Raw genomic sequence first — 18,287 nt, forward strand, 5'->3', positions numbered from 1 at the left:
CAAAATAGGGGGTCGGTTATCATAGCATCGTGAAAAAACGTCTGATTGCCGCCCTGTTGTGTGTGGTGATGATCCCCCAGGGAATCGCCCACGATCTGCCCGACCTGGGTGATTCTGCATCCTCCGAACTCTCGCCCCTGGCCGAGCAGCGCCTGGGGGCGCAGATCATGCGCGATATCCGCTGGAAGGATGCGGCTTACCTGCGCGATTCCGAAGTTGAAGACTACCTCAACTGGCTGGGCGACCGGCTGGTGGCGGCGGGGCCTGGCGCGGGGCTGCCTTTCCAGTTTTTCGGGGTGAATGATCCGACCCTCAACGCGTTCGCGATGCCCGGCGGCAACATCGGCGTCCATACCGGCCTGATCTTGGCGGCCCAGAGCGAATCGGAGCTGGCCGGCGTGCTGGCCCACGAGGTGTCCCACGTCACCCAGCGCCACATTGCACGGATGCTCGGCAAGCAGAGCCAGACCGGGATGCTGATGCTGGCTTCATTGCTGGTGGCGGTGCTGGCAGCCAAATCCAGCGCCCAGGTGAGCCAGGCGGCGATCTCGGCGGGGATGGCGGCGGGGATGAGTACCCAGCTTTCGTATTCGCGGGATTTCGAGAACGAGGCGGACCGGCTGGGGGTGCAGAATCTGGCTGCCGCGGGCTTCGACGTGCGCGGGATGGTCGGGTTCTTCGAGCGCCTGCAGAAGAATGCCCGGCTCTACGAGAACAACGCGCCGGCCTACATGCGCACCCACCCGCTGACGAGCGACCGGATCACCGAGATGGAGAACCGGGTTGCCCAGATGCCCTACCGGCAGGTGCCGGACTCGCTGGATTTCCAGCTGGTGCGAGCCAAGCTCAAGGTGGGGCGGCAGCCGTCGCGGGAAGTGATCGCCGAGTTCGAGACGGCCGCCCGGGGCAGCAACCCTCCGGTGGCAGCCCAGTATGGCCTGGTGCGGGCCTACCTCCAGACCCGACGGCTCGCTGACGCCGACCGGGAGATGGTCGAGCTGCGCAAGCGTAATGCCTTGTCGGCGATGATTGACGGGCTGGAGGGTGATCTTCGCATTGCTCATGGCGATCCGGCGGGGGCTGCGCGGCTGTTCCGTGAGGCGCGGGCGCGTTTTCCCCAGTCGCACCGGCTGATGTACGGGGAGATCGAGGCCCTGATCGACTCCGGTAAGGCGGCCGATGCGCTGACGGCGGTGAAGGCCGAGTTGCAGACCACCGCGGGTGACGCGACCCTGTGGGAATTCCGCGCCCGGGCCGAGGCGGCGCTGGGCAAGCGTCTGGGGCAGCACCGCTCGTTGGGTGAGGTGTACGCGATCCAGGGCAACTACGCGGCGTCGGCCGAACAGTTTGCGCTCGCCCAGACAGCCGGCGACGGGGATTTCTTCGAGCAGTCGGCGGTGGACTCGCGCCTGCGGGAGGTGCGGGCGCTGCTGGCCGAGCAGATGCGCGAGATGCGTGAGTCGCGCGGCCAGCGCTGAGGGCTAGATGGTGCCGTAGCGCACGTAGAGCGCCCAGACCAAGTCGGCAAAGGTGTTCTGGTTGAAGCGCGGGCGCCCGCTGACGGTGAGGGCGAGACGGGTCCGGCCGATGTGCATTGGCCAGAAGCTGAGGCCGCTGATGCCGGCGGCGTCCACGTTGCCCCAGCCATCGAGCAGGTGGTCGCCGAGCTTCGAGAGCGCGGCCGACTGGCGTTCGGCGACGGACAGGATGTCGGCGCCCACCGCAGCCAGCGCTTCGCCGGTCTCGCCGGGGTAGCCGGCCATCGCGAGGCAGAAGCCCATGTTGTCGGCGAGCACGGCCTGGCCGGTGTCGCTGAGGGTTTCGAGCAGATGCGGCAGGGTCGATTCGAGGGTGCCGACCGGCGCCATGCGCGGTGTGGACCACGCTTCGAGGCAGGCCGTTTCCTGGAGTTTGAGCAGCGGAGTGAGGGCGCGTTCGGTGCTGGTCTCGCCGGTCCAGGTGCGGGCCAGTTCGGCGCTGAGGGCCGGGCTCGTGGCTTCGCGGAGGATGGCCAGCAGGATGCGCCGCTCGATGCTGTCGTCGGCGCGGGCAACGGCCCGCCAGGCACCGTAAGGCGTTACGGTGAGGTAGGAGCCGGGGATTATCTCAAGCATCGATCAATCCGGGATTAAGGGTGTAGAGAAGGGCCTTGACGAGCATCGCCACGTCATCGCGGCTTCGCGCATCGACCCGGAAGATGGCCGGGACGGGGTGATGCCCGAGCTCGGCGAGCTTGGCCCGGTAGTTTTCGAGATTCGGGGTCTCGGAACTGTCCATGTGGGTGACGCCGATTGCCACGGCGGTGCTCGAGATGAAGTCCTTGAAGGCGCTGAGGTAGCCTTGAAGATCGGCGAGCGGATCGGGGTTGGCGTTGTTGATGAGCAGCACCAGGCCGATGCCGCCTTCGGAGAGGATGTCCCACATGAAGCTGAAGCGTTCCTGCCCCGGCGTGCCGTAGAGCATGACCTTCTCGCCGTCGGGCAGGTTGAGGACGCCGTAGTCCATCGCGACCGTGGTTGTCCGCTTGAGCTTGGCGGTTTCGTCGCTGGCGACCGCTTCGGTGCTGACCGGCGGGATGTCACTGAGGGCCGCAATGGCCGTGCTCTTGCCGGCGCCGACGGTGCCCGAGAAGATGATCTTGTTGTGGCGGGCGCGTTCAGACCGCATTGAGGAGTTTCCTGAGAATTCGGGACAAAATCGAAGGGCGTTGCTGTTGCTGTTGCTGTTGCTGTGCAGGGGGCGCCGCGTCTGTTGTGGGTTGTGCTGGTGCGGCGGTTCGCGCCTCCACCGTGGTGGCCCGCGGTTTCCTTGCGTCGATCAGCCCGGCAAAGCGGGCCGAGGCATAGACCGAGAAGACGTAGCGCTGGGGAATCCCGAGGCGTGCGGCGACGTCGATGGGGCTGGCCCAGGTGCGCACCCACAGGGCGACGATGCGCAGGGCGTGGGGCGACATGAAGACCTTGGTGAAGTTGGGCCAAGCCCGCAGCCGCACCGGCTGGTAGGGGTCGGTGCCTTCCGGCAGCCGGCCCCGCGCCGCCCAGGCGGCGACGTTCCAGAAGAAGTCCTCGGTCGTCCAGGTGGTGCCGTGGTTCGAGATGTGGGACAGGGTCGACGCGCTGACGATGCGCGCGGTGGTCTGGGGCAGCTGGGCCATCGACAGGGGGCGCAGCTGGTTGTCCCGGAAATCGGTGACGCAGATCGAGGCTGGCTGGAGCCGCACGCCGATGAGCCGGGGCAGGCCGGCGATCAGGTGAGGGCGGCCGGTGCTCGAGGCCTGATCGAAGGCGCGCTGCAGGTGGCCGATCAGGTAGTTGTCCGGGTTGAAGAAGATCTTGTCGGGCAGGGGATGGACCGGGTGCGCCGGGAGATCTTCAAGGGCTCCGCAGAGGTCGCGTTCGTCGTCGGTCTGCACGCCGTGCCCGAGGGAACCCGGTGGATCGGCCTGGGGTGTGCTGACTGGCGGTTCGGCAGTCGTACCGGACTGGTGCTGCAGCTCGGCCTGAACGACGGGCGCGGTGGCCACGACTACCGCAGGAACCGGGGAGGCCGGCGTGACGATGGGTACCCGCGGCGGTTCCTCGGATCCAGGCTGGATGGTCGGCGGTGCGGGCTGGGTCAGCGGCGCGACGCGGCGCAGGGATGGTGCAGCGATGGTCCGGGCGCTGTCGTGAGCCGCCTTGGCGAGGATGCTGGGCAGCGCCTCGAGATTGAGGGGCTTGCCGAGGATCACCCGGTTGGGAAAACGCTGGGCGTGATCCTTGGGGTGGAATGCGTAGCAGACCACGCCGATCCTCGGGTGGGGCGAGAGCCTTTCGAATGCGGCTTCGACGCCCGGCCGATCGCAATCGACCAGGACGACCCGGGCGCTTTCCAGCTCGCTCGCCAGACGTACCGAGTGCTTCCAGTGACGTTCTACGGAAAGTCCGATCAGCCGGGCGTCCATGCTGCCCACGTGGAGCAGGAAGAGGGCGGTGACGGGCTGGCCCGGTAGGATGGAATGGCGGCTCATTGGGATGTAAAGCGGATGGAGGTCGGGATCAGGAGGTTACTCCCGACAGCGTCGCGGAATCCTGTAAAAATATGCGATTGCCTTCCACGGGGCGGGCGAGTACGACACCGGGCAGGGCGAGCCGTGGGTCGTGGCGGTCGAGGCCGTCTTCGATGCGGGCGCTGAGGTAAAGCCCCAGATCGTGTTCTTCGAGGGCGTCGTAGTGCTCGCGCAGCATGCGCATCCGAAGCTCGGCGCCGTAACTGCCAAGGACGATCCATAGGTCGACAATGGCCGCGACCGTTGCCGCGGTGTCTTCCAGGTTGCTCCACAGGGAAATGCGCTGGACGTGCAGGTGCAGGTTGGCTGGCTTGCGCCCGATCTCGCCGGCCAGCAGTGCGCCTGTGGCCGGCGAGCGCCAGCGGGACGCGATCCGCAGCGTCCGGACGGGCAGACCGAAGACGGCCGGCGGCGCAGGACGGCGGATGCGTTCCGGGTTGGACGGATCGGTGACAAAAAGCTTCACTGGGTCAGCGTCGAGATGATGTCGATCATGAATTCCACGTCCTCGTGCTGAACAGCTTGCCAGCTACGGGCTCCGAGGGCTTCGAGGATACCGCGGCCCTTGTCGGTGTCGTGCATGGAAAGGAGCAGTTGTGTGATCTGTTCAGCATGGGGAGAGAGTGCGGGGCCGATCAGGAAGACGTGATGGATCACGTGCAGCTGGCTGGTGACGAGCACGCGCAGGTCGCGGCGCACGATGGACGACAGGGCCTCGAAGGCTTCGACCGGCAGGAAGCCGACATCGGCTTCGCCGCGGAGGATCTCGCGGGCGACCTGGATGTAGGTTTCGCGGCGGTGCTCGACGGTGTTGGCTGCGTTCAGATCGGCGGGTTCGAGGAGGATCCGGCCGACGGTGTTGACGCTCGGGTCATCGCTGCACGCGACGCGGGCGCCGGGCTTGAGATCGGGGATCTCCTTGAAAGGGCTCTCGGCGGCGGTGATGACGACCATCTCGTCAGGCTGCCCTTCGGGCCGGGCGATGGCACGGAAGCCTTTCTCGCGCACCAGCAGGGAGGCGTCGAAGGGGTTGGCGTAGATGATGTCCACCTTGCCCTCGGCGATCGCGGCGCGCTGGGTGCCGAAGCTGTCGTAGAGCTCGAGATGGATCGGAAGGGACAGCGCGCGTTGCAGCCAGGTGTTGAAGATGTACCAGTCGGAAATGCGCTCGTTGGGGAAGCTGGGGCTAACCGTGAAATTGAAAGTCATGATCAGTTCATGCTCCGGTACTGGGCTTCTGCAGCGAGAACCTTCTCGCGGGAAGGTTCGCGCCGAACCGAAGTGAAGCCGACGATCTTGCCGTCGCGCACGTTGGGGACTACCGTGGCGTACACCCAGTAGTGGCCGCCGTCCTTTCGCAGGTTCTTGACGTAGCCGTTCCATTGGCGGCCCGCCTGGACGGTCTCCCACAGATCGGCAAAGGCCGCGGCCGGCATGTCCGGGTGACGCAGGATGCAATGGGGCTGGCCGATCAGTTCGGCTTCGGTGTAGCCGGACATGTCGACGAAGGATTTATTGCACTGGGTGATGACGCCCGACGTGTCCGTCCGGGAAACGATCAGCTTGCCATGGGGATAGGGCGTTTCGACTGACGTGACAAATACCCGCCGACAGGTGCCATCGGCAAACGTCAGCGTATGTTCGACTGCTTCGCCCGGAACCTGGGCGCGATCCATATCCTTCACTACCAGCCCTCCCGATTAGCCGAGGATCCGGCCGATGGCGTCAGCGGCGCGACGTACGTCCAGGAAAACCAGGCCCAGCTTGGCGTTCGGCTTGGCCATCACGGTGAGCACGGCATCAGCGCCGGCCTGAACCATGAGGACATAACCCTTTTCACCCTTGATGAGCACCTGGTCGAGGGTGCCGCGGGCGAGTTCGCGGGCGGTACGGTCGCCGAGGGAGAGCATCGCGGCACTCATCGCGCCGACCCGGTCTTCGTCAACGGTGTTGGGGAGCAGGGCGGCCATCATCAGACCGTCGGAGGAGATGATGGCGGAGGCCTCGATGTCCGCGGAGGTGCCGTTCAGGTCATTGAGAACCGTTTGGAGCATGTTTGAGCGCATCGTGGTGTACCTTCAAGAAAAAAGCGTTAATGTTGTCGGGAAGAGCGAATCCGGCATGCCTTGGCGCATGGTGCCGCAATGCAGGGTATCGCCTCGTTTATGACGTTATTTTGAGTTGTCATTATTTCACAATTCGCCGGTGATTCTCCGGGCGGGAGTGAGGCGGGATGTGACGTTGTTATCGGGTCGGGGTGCGTAGCAGGTTAAAATCCGGCCTGGATTGTCCTAGGAAGCTGGAGTCGTAAGATGGATTTTGACAAGGAACTGGATGCACGCGGCCTGAACTGCCCCTTACCCATTTTGCGCGCCAAGAAAGCGCTCGCAGAAATGCAGGCGGCACAGGTTCTGCGGGTTGTGGCAACCGATCCCGGTTCGGTGAAGGACTTCGCGGCATTTGCCAAGCAGACCGGGAACGAGCTGATCGGCCAGAGTGAGTTGCCGGATAACGCCTACGAGTTTTTCCTGCGCCGCAAGTAAATTGGGCGGGCGCGGATCTCGCTGTAACACAAAAAAATGGCCACGCAGTTGCGTGGCCATTTTGCTTGCCGAAGCCTTCGTCAGGCTGGCGGCAGTTTGGCCAACTGCGGGCGCAGTTTCTCGAGCGTTGCGGTAAAGCCGGCCAGGCGTTCCTTCTCCTGGGCGACGACGGCCGCCGGTGCGCGGGCGACGAAGCTCTCGTTGGCCAGCTTGGCGTTGGCCTTGACGATCTCGCCTTCGATGCGGGCGATCTCCTTCGACAGGCGCTCGCGCTCGGCGGCGATGTCGATCTCCACCTTCAGCATCAGGCGCTGCTCGCCGACGATGGCCACCGGGGCGAGTTCGTCACCGCTGATCTCGTCGACCACCTGCACTTCGGAGAGCTTGGCGAGGCCGGCGATGTAGGGCGCGAACTTGCGCAGGCGATCGCCGTTGCCGCTCGCCACCAGCGGCATGCGCTGGGCCGGGGAGATGTTCATCTCGCCACGCAGGTTGCGGCAGGCGTAGATGAGGCCCTTGAGCTCGGCCACGTCGGCTTCGCTCTTCTCGTCGCAGCGGCCCAGGTCGGCCTGCGGGTAGCGGGCGAGACACAGGCTGTCCACGTCCTTGCGGCCGGCGAGGGGGGCGACGGTCTGCCACAGCTCTTCAGTGACGAAGGGGATCAGCGGGTGGGCGAGGCGCAGGATGGTCTCGAGCACGCGGATCAGCGTGCGGCGGGTGCCGCGCTGCTGGGCTTCGTTGCCGGTGTTGATCTGGACCTTGGCAAGCTCGAGGTACCAGTCGCAGTACTCGTCCCAGACGAATTCATAGATCGTTTTGGAGACGAGGTCGAAGCGGTAGTCGGCGAAGAGTTCTTCGATCTCCTTCTCGACGCGCTGCAGACGGCTGACGATCCAGCGGTCGGCGAAGGAGAAGTCGAGCGGGCCGTTGCCACCGCAGCTGGGGCCGTCCTGCTTGTGCTCGAGGCCCAGGTCGTGGCCCTGGACGTTCATCAGCACGAAGCGGGTGGCGTTCCACAGCTTGTTGCAGAAGTTGCGGTAGCCCTCGCAGCGGCTCATGTCGAACTTGATGTCGCGGCCGGGGCTGGCGAGGCTGGCGAAGGTGAAGCGCAGGGCGTCGGTGCCGAAGGCGGGGATGCCGTCGGGGAATTCCTTGCGGGTCTTCTTCTCGATGCTGGCGGCCTGCTTGGGGTTCATCAGGCCGGTGGTGCGCTTGGCCACCAGCGCATCCACACCGATGCCGTCGATCAGGTCGATGGGGTCGAGGACGTTGCCCTTCGACTTGGACATCTTGGCGCCTTCTGCATCGCGGATCAGGCCGTGCACGTAGACGTGTTTGAACGGGATCTTGCCGGTGATGTGCTTGGTCATCATGACCATGCGCGCGACCCAGAAGAAGATGATGTCGAAGCCGGTGACGAGCACCGTGGAGGGCAGGTAGAGATCCAGCGCGTCGTTGGACTTGGCCGGGTAGTCGGGCGTCCAGTCGAGGGTCGAGAACGGCCACAGGGCGGACGAATACCAGGTGTCGAGCACGTCCGGATCGCGGGTCAGCGGGCCGGGGTAACCGGCCTTGTCGGCCAGGGCGCGGGCTTCTTCTTCAGAGTGGGCGACGAAGCATTCGCCGTCGATGCCGTACCACGCCGGAATCTGGTGGCCCCACCACAGCTGACGCGAGATGCACCAGTCCTGGATGTTGTTGAGCCACTGGTTGTAGGTGTTGACCCAGTTGCCGGGTACGAACTCAATCTCGCCGGAGGAGACGACTTCCAGCGCCTTCTCGGTGATCGACTTGCCGTCGGCGCCGGGCTTGCTCATCGCCACGAACCACTGGTCGGTGAGCATCGGCTCGATGACGACGCCGGTGCGGTCGCCGCGGGGAACCTGCAGCTTGTGGGGCTTGGTGTCCACCAGCACGCCTTCGGCTTCGAGGTCGGCCACGATGGCCTTGCGGGCGTCGAAGCGGTCGAGGCCCTGGTATTTGGCCGGAGCGTGCTCGTTGATCTTCGCATCGAGCGTGAGGATGCTGATCTGCGGCAGGCCGTGGCGCTGGCCGACCGCGTAGTCGTTGAAGTCGTGGGCCGGGGTGACCTTGACCACGCCGGTGCCGAACTCGCGATCCACGTAGTCGTCGGCGATGATCGGGATGTTGCGGTCGCACAGGGGCAGGCGGACGCTCTTGCCGATCAGGTGGGCGTAGCGCTCATCTTCCGGGTGGACCATCACGGCCACGTCGCCGAGCATGGTTTCGGGACGGGTGGTGGCGACGGTGAGGCCGGTGAGATCACCGATCGGGCCATCCGCAAACGGATAGTTGATGTGCCACATGAAGCCGTCTTCTTCTTCCTGGACGACTTCCAGGTCGGAGACGGCGGTGTGGAGCTTCGGGTCCCAGTTGACCAGCCGCTTGCCGCGGTAGATCAGGCCTTCGTTGTAAAGGCGGACGAAGGTTTCGGTGACGACCTTGTTGAGGCCGGCATCCATCGTGAAGCGCTCGCGCGACCAGTCTGGGCTGGTGCCCATGCGGCGCATCTGCTGGGTGATGGTGCCGCCGGAGTATTCCTTCCACTCCCACACCTTCTCGAGGAACTTCTCGCGGCCGAGGTCGTGGCGGGAGATGCCCTGGGCATCCAGCTGGCGTTCGACGACGATCTGGGTGGCGATGCCGGCGTGGTCGGTGCCCGGCTGCCACAGGGTGTTCCAGCCGCGCATGCGATGGTAGCGGGTGAGCGCGTCCATGATCGTCTGGTTGAAACCGTGACCCATGTGCAGGGTGCCGGTGACGTTGGGCGGCGGCAGCAGGATGCAGAAGGATTGGTCGGCGGGCTTGCTACGGTCGAGGCCGGCGGCGAAATAGCCGCTCGACTCCCAGTGCTCATACCAGCGGCGTTCGATCTCCGCCGGCTCGAAACTCTTGGCCAGTTCCATGGGGGCTGTCTTTGAAGGCAAAACGCGGATTATAGCGGATGCGGGCCGCTCGCCCGGCAGCACGACTTGGCGTGCGGAGAGGGATTACAAGCCGGAATCGTTATCGAGGGTGTCGGCGATCTCGGCAGAGACGACGGGGAGCAGGGTGGCGCGCAGGTGGGCGGCGGCCTTGTCGCTGATGCGCGCGGCGAGCTCGTCGAGTTCGCGCGAAATGAGCTGGGGCAGCTCGGTGGCGACCCAGTTCTCGATGTGGCGGGCGATGGCGGTGTCGAGGGCGACCAGGCGTTCGGCGAGGTCGTCCGGGAGTGTCGTTTCGGCGGCGATGACGGGCGTCTCGTCGAGCATCTCTGGTTCGCCGATGGCGGGTTCATCAATGGTGGGCTCGAGGATGATCGGGTCGGCGTCGCCGATGAAGGGCTCGACGCGCTCGTCCACCACGTCGGTGAGCACTGGCAGGTCGTCGTCGTCGGGGGTGACGAAGCTGTCGGGGCGGTGCATCAGGGCGGCCTTCTCGATCAGGACTTCGCCGTCCTCGTCGTCGAGGGGGATTTCGAGTTCGGTCTTGGGATGAGGGGTCATTCGCCGCTCCGTTGGTTCAGATCGTGGGCGCTGAGAGTGTGGCCCTGTTCCTTGTAGCGCCGGAAGCGCCCGCGCGCCGCCTGGCGTTCGGGGTCGCTGGGGCCGACAACCTCGATGACCAGCGAGAAGCGCTCGAAGCCGTCGGGCAGATCGTCGCCGAGGTTGATGAGCACGTCGTCGTTGGGCAGGGCTTCAAGGCGGCTGCCGATGACCACCGGGGTTTCCGCTGCCAGGGGCGAGCCGGCCGGCACGTGGGGCACGAAGGCGAGGGGCTGGAAGCTCCACAGCATCTGGTCGAAATGCCGGGCGATGTTGCCATCCGGCGCGAAAACCGACACCCGCCGCCCGCCGCCGCTCGCCTTGGCGGTGAGCACGCAGGCTACCCGCAGGCGGTCGGGGGCGTTGTGGTAGAAGCGGACGTCGGTCATTCGGGGGCTTACTGGCCAGCGCGGCCGATCAGGAACTGGGTGAGCAGCGGCACCGGGCGGCCGGTGGCGCCCTTGTCGGCGCCGGATTTCCAGGCCGTGCCGGCGATATCCAGGTGCGCCCACTTGTAGGCTTTGGTGAAGCGGGCAAGGAAGCACGCGGCGGTGATCGTGCCGGCGCCCTTGCTGCCGATGTTGGGGATGTCGGCGAAGTTGCTCTTGAGCATGTCCTGATATTCGTCCCACAGGGGCAGCTGCCAGGCCTTGTCGCCGGCGGCCTGACCGCTGGCCAGCAGCTCGGCAGCCAGATCGTCATCGTTGGCGAGCAGGCCCGACGTGAGGTTGCCCAGGGCGATGATGCATGCGCCGGTAAGGGTCGCCACGTCGACAACCGCGACCGGATCGAAGCGCTCGGCGTAGGTGAGGGCGTCGCACAGGATCAGCCGGCCTTCGGCGTCGGTGTTGAGCACCTCGATGGTCTGGCCGGACATGGAGGTGACGATGTCGCCCGGTTTGGTGGCCGAGCCGCCGGGCATGTTCTCGGTGGTCGGGATGAGGCCGACGACGTTGATCGGCAGCTCCATCTGTGCGATGGCCTTGAAGGTACCCAGCACGCTGGCGGCGCCGCACATGTCGTACTTCATCTCGTCCATGCCTTCGCCGGGCTTGAGGGAGATGCCGCCGGTGTCGAAGGTGACGCCCTTGCCAACGAGCACGACCGGCTTGTCCTTGGCCTTGCTGCCCTTGTAGTTGAGGACGATGAACTTGGGCGGTTCGTGGGAACCACGGGCCACCGACAGCAGCGATCCCATGCCGAGCTTTTCCATGTCGCCTTTTTCGAGCACCTCGACCTTGATCTTGTGATCCTTGGCGAGCTTGCGGGCGGTGGTGGCAAGGTAGGTGGGCGTGCACACGTTGCCCGGCAGGTTGCCGAGGGTCTTGGCGAGGGCCATGCCTTCGGCGATGGCGGAGCCACGGCGCAGGGCGGCTTCGAGCGGGGCGGTGTCCTTGGCCTTGGCGATGATGACGATCTTCTTCACGCCTTTCTTGGATTCGTCGCGCTTGGACTTGAGCTCGTCGCAGCGGTAGGTGCTGTCCTTGAGGATCTGCGCGGCCTGGGCGAGACGCCAGGCGAGATCGCGGTGGGGCAGTTCTGCTTCGGTGAGGACGAACGCGGCGTCGGCGGCCACCGAGCCGGCGAGCTGCTTCGCGGCAGCGCTGACGGCGTCGCGGTAGGATTTGTCGGTGAGCTCGTCGGCCTTGCCGAGGCTCACCAGCAGCACGCGGGGTGCGGCCACGCCGGGCAGGTCGTGAAGCATCAGCGTGGCGCCGACCTTGTCGTCGAGTTCGCCGCGGGCGAGCAGGGCGGCGATGGCGCCGTTGGCAGCCTTGTCGAGGGCCCTGGCGGATGCGGTGAGATCGCCGCCGGCGTACACGCCGACAACGACGCAGCCGCTCTTGAGTTTTTCCGGCGATCCGGCCTTTATGGTAAATTCCACCCGCTTCTCCTTGGAAACACGCGTCATTGGGACATCGCGCCATTATGGCCGGCACCCTGGCGGACGTCAAAACGGCTGTCCGGCAACGCAAGACCCCTTCTCCGCATGATTTTTCTCCGAGCCGCCCAGCGCGAATTCACCCAGAACGCCGTCGCGGTTTTCGTGGCGCTGTTCGCCATCCTGATTTCCACCGTGCTCATCCGCCTGCTTGGGCAGGCCGCGGGCGGCCGCGTGCCGGCCGACGCCGTGCTGGCGCTGATCGGCTTCGGCGCCGTTGCGCAGATGCCGGTGGTGCTGTCGCTCACGGTGTTCATCGCCGTGCTGATGACGCTGTCCCGCTGGTATCGCGATTCCGAAATGGTCGTGTGGTTTTCCAGCGGCCTGCCGCTCACCGCGTGGGTGCGGCCGGTACTGCGCTTTGCGGTGCCGGTGGTGGTGCTGATTGCTGCGCTGTCGCTCTTCGTGGCGCCCTGGGCCCAGAAGAAGAGCGTTGAATACAAAGAACAACTCAGTAACCGCGACGACGTCTCGCGGGTAGCTCCCGGCCTGTTCCGCGAATCCTCCGGTGGTGAGCGGGTGTTCTTCGTCGAGGCGCTGTCGGGCGAGGAAGGCCGTGCTCGCAACGTGTTCGCCAGCAGCATGCAGAACGGCCGGCTGGGCGTGATGGTGGCATCAGAAGGTCACACCGAAGTCGATGCGTCGGGCAATCGCTATGTGGTGCTCGAGCGCGGCCGTCGTTACGAAGGCACGCCGGGCACGCCGAGCTATCGGGTGATGGAGTTCGAGCGGTATCAGATATTGATGGAATCCAGGGAGGCGCAGTCGGCGCCCCGTCAGCCCAAGACTCTCGCCTTGCCGGCGCTCATCAAGAGCGCAGATGACCGCAGCCGGGGCGAGCTGCTGGCTCGGATCAGCGCGCCGGTACTGGCGATCATGCTGTCGCTGCTGGCGATCCCCCTTTCCTTCGTCAATCCCCGTGCCGGGCGGACCAACAACCTGATCCTCGCGGTGCTCGTCTATCTGATTTACAGCAACGCGGTGAGCGTCTGCCAGGCCTGGGTGGGGCAGGGGCGCCTGCGTTTCGATGTGGGGCTGTGGATTCCCCATCTGGCGATGCTGGGCGTGCTGGCCATCCTGTTCTACCGGCGGATCAGCGTATTTGCGCGCTGGCGGAGGCGCTGATGATTCCCGTTTATATCCGCTACCTGAGCCGCGAGATCTACGCGGCGGTGTTCCTTGTCCTGCTGGCTTTCCTCGGGTTGTTCGCGTTCTTTGATCTCGTCAATGAACTCGACGAGATCGGCAAGGGGGGCTACATGCTTCATCACGCGGCGATTTACGTCGCGATGATCATGCCCGGCCGGGTGTATGAACTGATGCCCATTGCGGTGCTGATCGGCACGCTTTATGCGCTGACGACCCTCGCCCGGCACTCCGAGATCACGGTGCTCCGGGCCTCTGGCTTGTCCACCCGGCGCTTCCTGCTTGGCTTGTTGTCGATCGGCAGCGTGTTCGTGGTGATCACCTTCATTTTTGGCGAGTACCTCGCTCCGCCGGCCGAGCGCGCGGCCCAGCAGTGGCGGCTGGCGGCAACCCGTTCCATGGTTTCGCAGGAGCTGCGCACGGGCCTTTGGGTTCGTGATGGCCGCCGTTTCGTCAATGTGCGCAACGTGCTGCCGGACACCACGCTGCAGGGTGTGCGCCTGTATGAATTCGACGACCGGGCGGTGCTGCTTTCGATCAGTGAGGCCGAGAAGGGTGTCTACGACGAAAGTACCGGCTGGAGTCTCACCAACGTGGCGCAGACCCGCTTCCTGCCTGATCGGACCGAAACCGGAAAGCTCGACAGTCTGCTCTGGAAATCCGAACTGACCCCGGATGTGCTGTCGGTGCTGATGGTGGTGCCGGAGCGGATGTCGGTCGAGACCTTGTATTCCTACATCCGCCACCTGGAGGAGAACAATCAGCGCACCACGCGCTACGAGATCGCTCTCTGGAAGAAACTCGCCTACCCCTTTGCCGCGCTGGTGATGATGGGGCTGGCGCTACCCTTCGGCTACATGCAGACGCGCATGGGCGGGGTGAGCCTGCGGGTGTTCTCGGGGATCATGATCGGGGTCGGTTTCCATCTGCTGAACGGCCTGTTCTCTAACCTGGGCGTGATCAACGGATGGGTGCCGGCCGTCGCGGCGCTGACGCCCAGCATCACTTTCCTGCTGGCGGCGGCGGTGATGATGTGGTGGGTGGAGCGCCGCTGAGCGCTCCGTTTTTCGGGACTATTGCGGGGTTGTCAGGAGGACTATCCGGGTGCCGGCAAGGCGATCGTGCAGGAACTGGCGGTCCCGGTCGAGCAGCGCCCAGATCAGGCCCGCGCCAAGAAAACACACCGATGGCCATGCCAGCACATAGCGCAGTGCAGCTTGGCCCGTGGTGACAGGCTTGCCATCCAGGTCGACGATCCTCAGTTTCCAAGTCTGCATCGCCAGCGTCTGGCCGCCCCGGCGCCAGTACCACAGGTAATACCCACCCAGTACCACGAAGACGTACGCCCACAGGAAGCCGCCTTCCGGAGTGTAGTTGGTCCCAACTCCCAGGATGAGCAGCGGGACCATGAAGGTGAGCGCCAGCACGCCGAGGAGGAGCAGGCTTTCATAAAGCATGCTGGCGAGTCGGCGGCGGATGCCGGCCAGTTCGGCAGATTGCCGCGCAGACGGCCTGGCCGTCGGCTTTGTTTGCATTGGGGGCATTGGTTGGATCAGGGTTTTGCCGACGGGCCGACGGCCGGTGCGGCGGATGCGGTGACGGGAGTCTCGATGGCCGCAGGCACGGAGGAGATGGGTGTCTCTGCAGCCGCCGGCGCGGCGGTTGCCGCGGTCGGCGCTTCGACGACCGGTTTCTTGATGACGATCCTGGGCACGGCCGGGCGTGGCGGCGGCGGAGCGGTCAGCGGCTTGATGGGAGGCGCGCCTATCTTTGGAATGGCTACCTTGGCTGGCGGCGTCTTGGCGGCTTCCTCAAAGCGCTGCTTCTCTTCGCTGGGCAGATCCTTGTAGGTGTTCCACTTCTGGCGCAGGGCTTCGCGTTGCTCCGGCGGGATCCGTTGCAGGTTGCGGTATTGGTCGCGGGCAACCGCCCGCTGTTCCGGCGTCAGCGAGAACCAGGTTTCCATCCGGCCCTGAAGGCGTGACTGCTCCTCCGGCGTGTAGCCGGGGAAACGCTCGGAAATACCCGCCCACTTGCGCTTGCGCTCGTCAGAGAGTGCGTTCCACTCCTTGGCGAGCGGAGCCAGCGTGCGTTGCTGGTCCGGGCTCAGCTCATTCCAGGACGGCGCCTTCAGGGGCGGGGATGCAAGGGCGGATGTGGAGCACGCAATCGCGAGGATCGCGGTTACTCGGGCGAGTCGTTTTGAACCCATGCGTCGAATCCGCGATCCAGGTAGGCGTCAATGGGAAGATCGTCTGCGAGGAGGGCGCTGTCCAGTTCCTCCATTTCGGCAGTACGTTGCAGTTCGCCGAGGAAGCCGCTGCCCACGACAGCCAGAATGATCAGCAGCATCGCAAGGGCAGACCGGCCTTTCGGCGCGACGTAGTTCGAGAACAGGCTGCCGATGCCGGCGAGGCTCAAGCCGCCAACGGCGACCTTCTGTCGGTCGAGCGCTTTCTGGCGGGCCTTGTGAAGGCGGCTGGTGATGTCCGGCGAGAGTTCACGCGTGGATGCGTTCAGGTGTTGCCGGATCCGGAACTGAAGGTCGTGTTGATTCATAACGTGATGCCCTTTGCTGCAAGCGCCGCTGCAAGGGTGTGCGTGGCCCGGGAGCAGTGCGTTTTCACGCTGCCCTCGGAGCACCCCATTGCCTCTGCGGTCTCGGCGATATCCATTTCCTCCCAGTAACGCATGAGGAAGGCTTCGCGTTGACGTGGCGGAAGCTTTTCGATTTCTTTTTCTATGACACCCAGGGTCTGGCGTTGTTCAAGTTGCGCCTGGGGCGATTCGCTCTTGTGCTCGCTGTCGGCGGACTCGATGGTTTCGAGCGGATCGTGCTCGTCGTCCTCGGGGCCCGAGAAGGCGGACAGGAGAGTTGTCCACAGGCTGCGCACCTTCTGGCGGCGGTAGTAGTCGCGGATGACGTTCTGGAGGATGCGCTGGAAGAGCATCGGCAGCTCTTCGAGGGGCTTGTCGCCGTATTTCTCGGCGAGCTTCATCATCGCGTCCTGGACGATGTCGAGGGCCGATTCTTCGTTACGCACGGCAAACAGGGCCTGCTTGAAAGCCCGTTTTTCGACGCTCGCGAGAAAATCCGATAGTTCGAGGCGGGAGGGCAGGAGAAAATCCTCAGGAGTCGGGAAAGCGCGCCGCCGGGGCGCAGCAACCGGTAGTCTGCACCAAGGGTGCGGACGCTGTGTTCATTCGTGGAGCACGATGGCGTGCCTTGACCAATTGCTGCCTCGGCGGTATGGTTCGACGTTTTACATTGCCGAGACAGCTTCGGGTGCATAGATGGTATTGACCGGTGCGGAAATTGTAATCAGGTGTCTCCAGGAAGAAAAGGTTGATTATCTTTTCGGTTATCCCGGTGGAGCCGTTCTCTACATCTACGACGAGTTGTTCAAGCAGGACAAGGTTCGCCATGTGCTCGTGCGTCACGAGCAGGCCGCGATCCACGCTGCCGACGGCTACGCCCGCTCTACCGAGAAGGTCGGTGTTGCGCTGGTGACGTCGGGGCCTGGTGCCACCAATGCCGTGACCGGCATTGCCACCGCCTACTGCGACTCGATCCCGCTGGTGATCATCTCCGGTCAGGTGCCCGTGGGCGCCATCGGCCAGGATGCCTTCCAGGAAGTGGATACGGTCGGCATCACCCGCCCGTGCGTGAAGCACAACTTCCTGGTGCGTGACGTACGCGAGATCGCCGACACCATCAAGAAGGCCTTTTACCTCGCCAAGACCGGTCGCCCTGGTCCAGTGCTGGTCGATATCCCCAAGGACATCACCGCCCAGAAGTGCGAGTTCGAATACCCGCAGACGGTCTCGATGCGCTCCTACAACCCTGTCGTCAAGGGGCACCAGGGGCAGATAAAGAAGGCCCTGCAGCTGCTGCTCGAAGCCAAGCGCCCGATGGTCTATGCCGGTGGTGGTGTGGTGCTCGGCAATGCGGCGGACAAGCTGACCACGCTGGTGCGCAAGCTTGGCCTTCCCTGCACCAACACCCTGATGGGCCTCGGTGGCTATCCCGCCACCGACCGCCAGTATGTGGGCATGCTCGGGATGCACGGCAACTACGAAGCCAACATGGGCATGCACTACTGCGACGTGCTGCTCGCCGTGGGTGCCCGCTTCGACGATCGCGTGATCGGCAGCCCGGCGCACTTCGCGTCCGAACCCCGCAAGATCATCCACATCGACATCGATCCGTCCTCCATCTCCAAGCGCGTGAAGGTGGATGTGCCCATCGTCGGCGACGTGGGCGAGGTGCTCGGCGAGATGCTGGCCATGCTTGATGCCGGTGCCGAGACCAACGATCAGGAATCCCTGGGCGTGTGGTGGAAGCAGATCGAGGAATGGCGCCGTCGCGACTGCCTGAAGTTCAATCAGGGCGAAGAACTCATCAAGCCGCAGTTCGTCATTCAGAAGTTGTGGGAAGTCACCGGCGGCGACGCTTTCGTGACCTCCGACGTCGGCCAGCACCAGATGTGGGCCGCCCAGTACTACAAGTTTGACAAGCCGCGTCGCTGGATCAATTCCGGCGGCCTCGGCACCATGGGCTTCGGCCTGCCGGCCGCGATGGGCGTGCAGCTCGCGCATCCGGGTTCGCCCGTCGCCTGCGTGACCGGCGAGGCGTCGATCCAGATGAACATTCAGGAGCTCTCCACCTGCAAGCAGTTCCGTCTGCCGATCAAGGTGGTGATGCTCAACAACCGGTATCTCGGCATGGTCCGCCAGTGGCAGGAGATCTTCCACGGCAACCGCTATTCCGAGTCCTACATGAACGCGCTGCCCGATTTCTCGCGCCTTGCCGAAGCTTACGGCCACGTGGGCATCCGCGTGGACAAGCCGGGTGACGTGGAAGGCGCGCTGCGCGAGGCTTTCCAGCGCAAGAGCGACCTCGTCTTCCTCGACATCCAGGTGGATCAGACCGAAAACGTGTATCCGATGGTCCAGGGCGGCAAGGGCCTGACCGACATGATCCTGTCGGCCGAGGATCTCTGATAACGGCGGGCTGGCCGTGGTGAAGACTTCACGCCGGCAGCCCGATCCATCGACCCCGC

20 protein-coding genes are annotated in these 18,287 nt (G+C 64.7%); 5 read left to right on the forward strand and 15 right to left on the reverse strand.

Annotated features, from left to right (window positions below; translation table 11 throughout):
* Positions 1–29 precede the first annotated feature (29 nt).
* Complete coding sequence (locus QQK25_RS00615) at positions 30–1,478, forward strand: M48 family metalloprotease (protein ID WP_284186276.1); 1,449 nt, start codon at positions 30–32, stop codon at positions 1,476–1,478.
* Between the two features lie 3 nt (positions 1,479–1,481).
* Here the strand turns inward: QQK25_RS00615 and QQK25_RS00620 are convergent, their stop codons facing one another.
* From QQK25_RS00620 to QQK25_RS00650, 7 genes are read right to left on the reverse strand one after another with little or no spacing between them, the layout of a single operon-like run.
* On the reverse strand, positions 1,482–2,114 hold the full coding sequence (locus QQK25_RS00620) for a hypothetical protein (RefSeq protein ID WP_284186277.1): 633 nt from the start codon (positions 2,112–2,114) through the stop codon (positions 1,482–1,484).
* Positions 2,107–2,667: a GTP-binding protein gene (locus tag QQK25_RS00625; protein WP_284186278.1), complete on the reverse strand. Its 561-nt coding sequence runs from the start codon at positions 2,665–2,667 to the stop codon at positions 2,107–2,109. Before QQK25_RS00625 ends, QQK25_RS00620 begins: the two co-directional genes overlap by 8 nt.
* Positions 2,657–4,009 carry a hypothetical protein gene (locus tag QQK25_RS00630; protein WP_284186279.1) on the reverse strand — a complete coding sequence of 451 codons (1,353 nt, stop codon included), beginning with the start codon at positions 4,007–4,009 and terminating at the stop codon, positions 2,657–2,659. The genes QQK25_RS00625 and QQK25_RS00630 overlap by 11 nt, the downstream gene beginning before the upstream one ends.
* Positions 4,010–4,037: 28 nt before the next feature.
* The gene (locus tag QQK25_RS00635; RefSeq protein WP_284186280.1) at positions 4,038–4,514 is read right to left on the reverse strand and encodes a hypothetical protein; all 477 of its coding nucleotides are present in this window, start codon (positions 4,512–4,514) and stop codon (positions 4,038–4,040) included.
* Entirely contained in the window at positions 4,511–5,257 is a 747-nt protein-coding gene (locus tag QQK25_RS00640) for a phosphate/phosphite/phosphonate ABC transporter substrate-binding protein (protein ID WP_284186281.1), read from the reverse strand. The genes QQK25_RS00635 and QQK25_RS00640 overlap by 4 nt, the downstream gene beginning before the upstream one ends.
* Before the next feature lie 2 nt (positions 5,258–5,259).
* A complete protein-coding gene (locus QQK25_RS00645; RefSeq protein WP_284186343.1) occupies positions 5,260–5,724 on the reverse strand; it encodes a PAS domain-containing protein in 465 nt (154 codons plus the stop codon).
* 24 nt (positions 5,725–5,748) lie between these two features.
* Complete coding sequence (locus tag QQK25_RS00650) at positions 5,749–6,102, reverse strand: roadblock/LC7 domain-containing protein (RefSeq protein ID WP_228111886.1); 354 nt, start codon at positions 6,100–6,102, stop codon at positions 5,749–5,751.
* A gap of 258 nt (positions 6,103–6,360) precedes the next feature.
* Here QQK25_RS00650 and QQK25_RS00655 point away from each other — a divergent pair, with 258 nt between their 5' ends.
* Positions 6,361–6,591, forward strand: coding sequence for a sulfurtransferase TusA family protein (locus tag QQK25_RS00655; protein ID WP_153161693.1), 231 nt, complete (start codon positions 6,361–6,363; stop codon positions 6,589–6,591).
* An 80-nt stretch (positions 6,592–6,671) separates the two neighbouring features.
* On the opposite strand, the gene QQK25_RS00660 is transcribed toward QQK25_RS00655, so the two are convergent.
* The 4 genes from QQK25_RS00660 to QQK25_RS00675 form a co-directional block, all read right to left on the reverse strand.
* On the reverse strand, positions 6,672–9,518 hold the full coding sequence (locus QQK25_RS00660; RefSeq protein ID WP_284186282.1) for a valine--tRNA ligase: 2,847 nt from the start codon (positions 9,516–9,518) through the stop codon (positions 6,672–6,674).
* An 84-nt stretch (positions 9,519–9,602) separates the two neighbouring features.
* Positions 9,603–10,097 carry a hypothetical protein gene (locus QQK25_RS00665; RefSeq protein ID WP_284186283.1) on the reverse strand — a complete coding sequence of 165 codons (495 nt, stop codon included), beginning with the start codon at positions 10,095–10,097 and terminating at the stop codon, positions 9,603–9,605.
* Positions 10,094–10,525: a DNA polymerase III subunit chi gene (locus QQK25_RS00670; RefSeq protein ID WP_284186284.1), complete on the reverse strand. Its 432-nt coding sequence runs from the start codon at positions 10,523–10,525 to the stop codon at positions 10,094–10,096. Before QQK25_RS00670 ends, QQK25_RS00665 begins: the two co-directional genes overlap by 4 nt.
* Before the next feature lie 8 nt (positions 10,526–10,533).
* The gene (locus QQK25_RS00675; protein WP_284186285.1) at positions 10,534–12,021 is read right to left on the reverse strand and encodes a leucyl aminopeptidase; all 1,488 of its coding nucleotides are present in this window, start codon (positions 12,019–12,021) and stop codon (positions 10,534–10,536) included.
* Between the two features lie 105 nt (positions 12,022–12,126).
* Between QQK25_RS00675 and lptF the strand changes: the two genes are divergently transcribed.
* Positions 12,127–13,203 carry an LPS export ABC transporter permease LptF gene (gene lptF / locus QQK25_RS00680; protein ID WP_284186286.1) on the forward strand — a complete coding sequence of 359 codons (1,077 nt, stop codon included), beginning with the start codon at positions 12,127–12,129 and terminating at the stop codon, positions 13,201–13,203.
* The gene (lptG, locus tag QQK25_RS00685; RefSeq protein ID WP_153161687.1) at positions 13,203–14,279 is read left to right on the forward strand and encodes an LPS export ABC transporter permease LptG; all 1,077 of its coding nucleotides are present in this window, start codon (positions 13,203–13,205) and stop codon (positions 14,277–14,279) included. Before lptF ends, lptG begins: the two co-directional genes overlap by 1 nt.
* A gap of 18 nt (positions 14,280–14,297) precedes the next feature.
* Here lptG and QQK25_RS00690 read toward each other — a convergent pair whose 3' ends face one another.
* The 4 genes from QQK25_RS00690 to QQK25_RS00705 are packed head-to-tail and all read right to left on the reverse strand — an operon-like array spanning position 14,298 to position 16,343.
* Positions 14,298–14,759 carry an RDD family protein gene (locus QQK25_RS00690; protein WP_284186287.1) on the reverse strand — a complete coding sequence of 154 codons (462 nt, stop codon included), beginning with the start codon at positions 14,757–14,759 and terminating at the stop codon, positions 14,298–14,300.
* Between the two features lie 17 nt (positions 14,760–14,776).
* Positions 14,777–15,436 (reverse strand): DUF3106 domain-containing protein, encoded by a 660-nt coding sequence (locus QQK25_RS00695; protein ID WP_284186288.1) that lies wholly within the window; start codon positions 15,434–15,436, stop codon positions 14,777–14,779.
* Positions 15,409–15,783: a DUF3619 family protein gene (locus tag QQK25_RS00700; RefSeq protein WP_284186289.1), complete on the reverse strand. Its 375-nt coding sequence runs from the start codon at positions 15,781–15,783 to the stop codon at positions 15,409–15,411. Before QQK25_RS00700 ends, QQK25_RS00695 begins: the two co-directional genes overlap by 28 nt.
* Positions 15,780–16,343, reverse strand: a complete 564-nt coding sequence (locus QQK25_RS00705; RefSeq protein ID WP_284186344.1) for an RNA polymerase sigma factor — start codon at positions 16,341–16,343, stop codon at positions 15,780–15,782. The genes QQK25_RS00700 and QQK25_RS00705 overlap by 4 nt, the downstream gene beginning before the upstream one ends.
* A 175-nt stretch (positions 16,344–16,518) precedes the next feature.
* Between QQK25_RS00705 and QQK25_RS00710 the strand changes: the two genes are divergently transcribed.
* Complete coding sequence (locus QQK25_RS00710) at positions 16,519–18,228, forward strand: acetolactate synthase 3 catalytic subunit (RefSeq protein WP_284186290.1); 1,710 nt, start codon at positions 16,519–16,521, stop codon at positions 18,226–18,228.
* The last annotated feature ends 59 nt before the right edge of the window (positions 18,229–18,287 follow it).

Source organism: Zoogloea oryzae, assembly GCF_030161255.1.
Taxonomy (GTDB): Bacteria; Pseudomonadota; Gammaproteobacteria; order Burkholderiales; family Rhodocyclaceae; genus Zoogloea; species Zoogloea oryzae.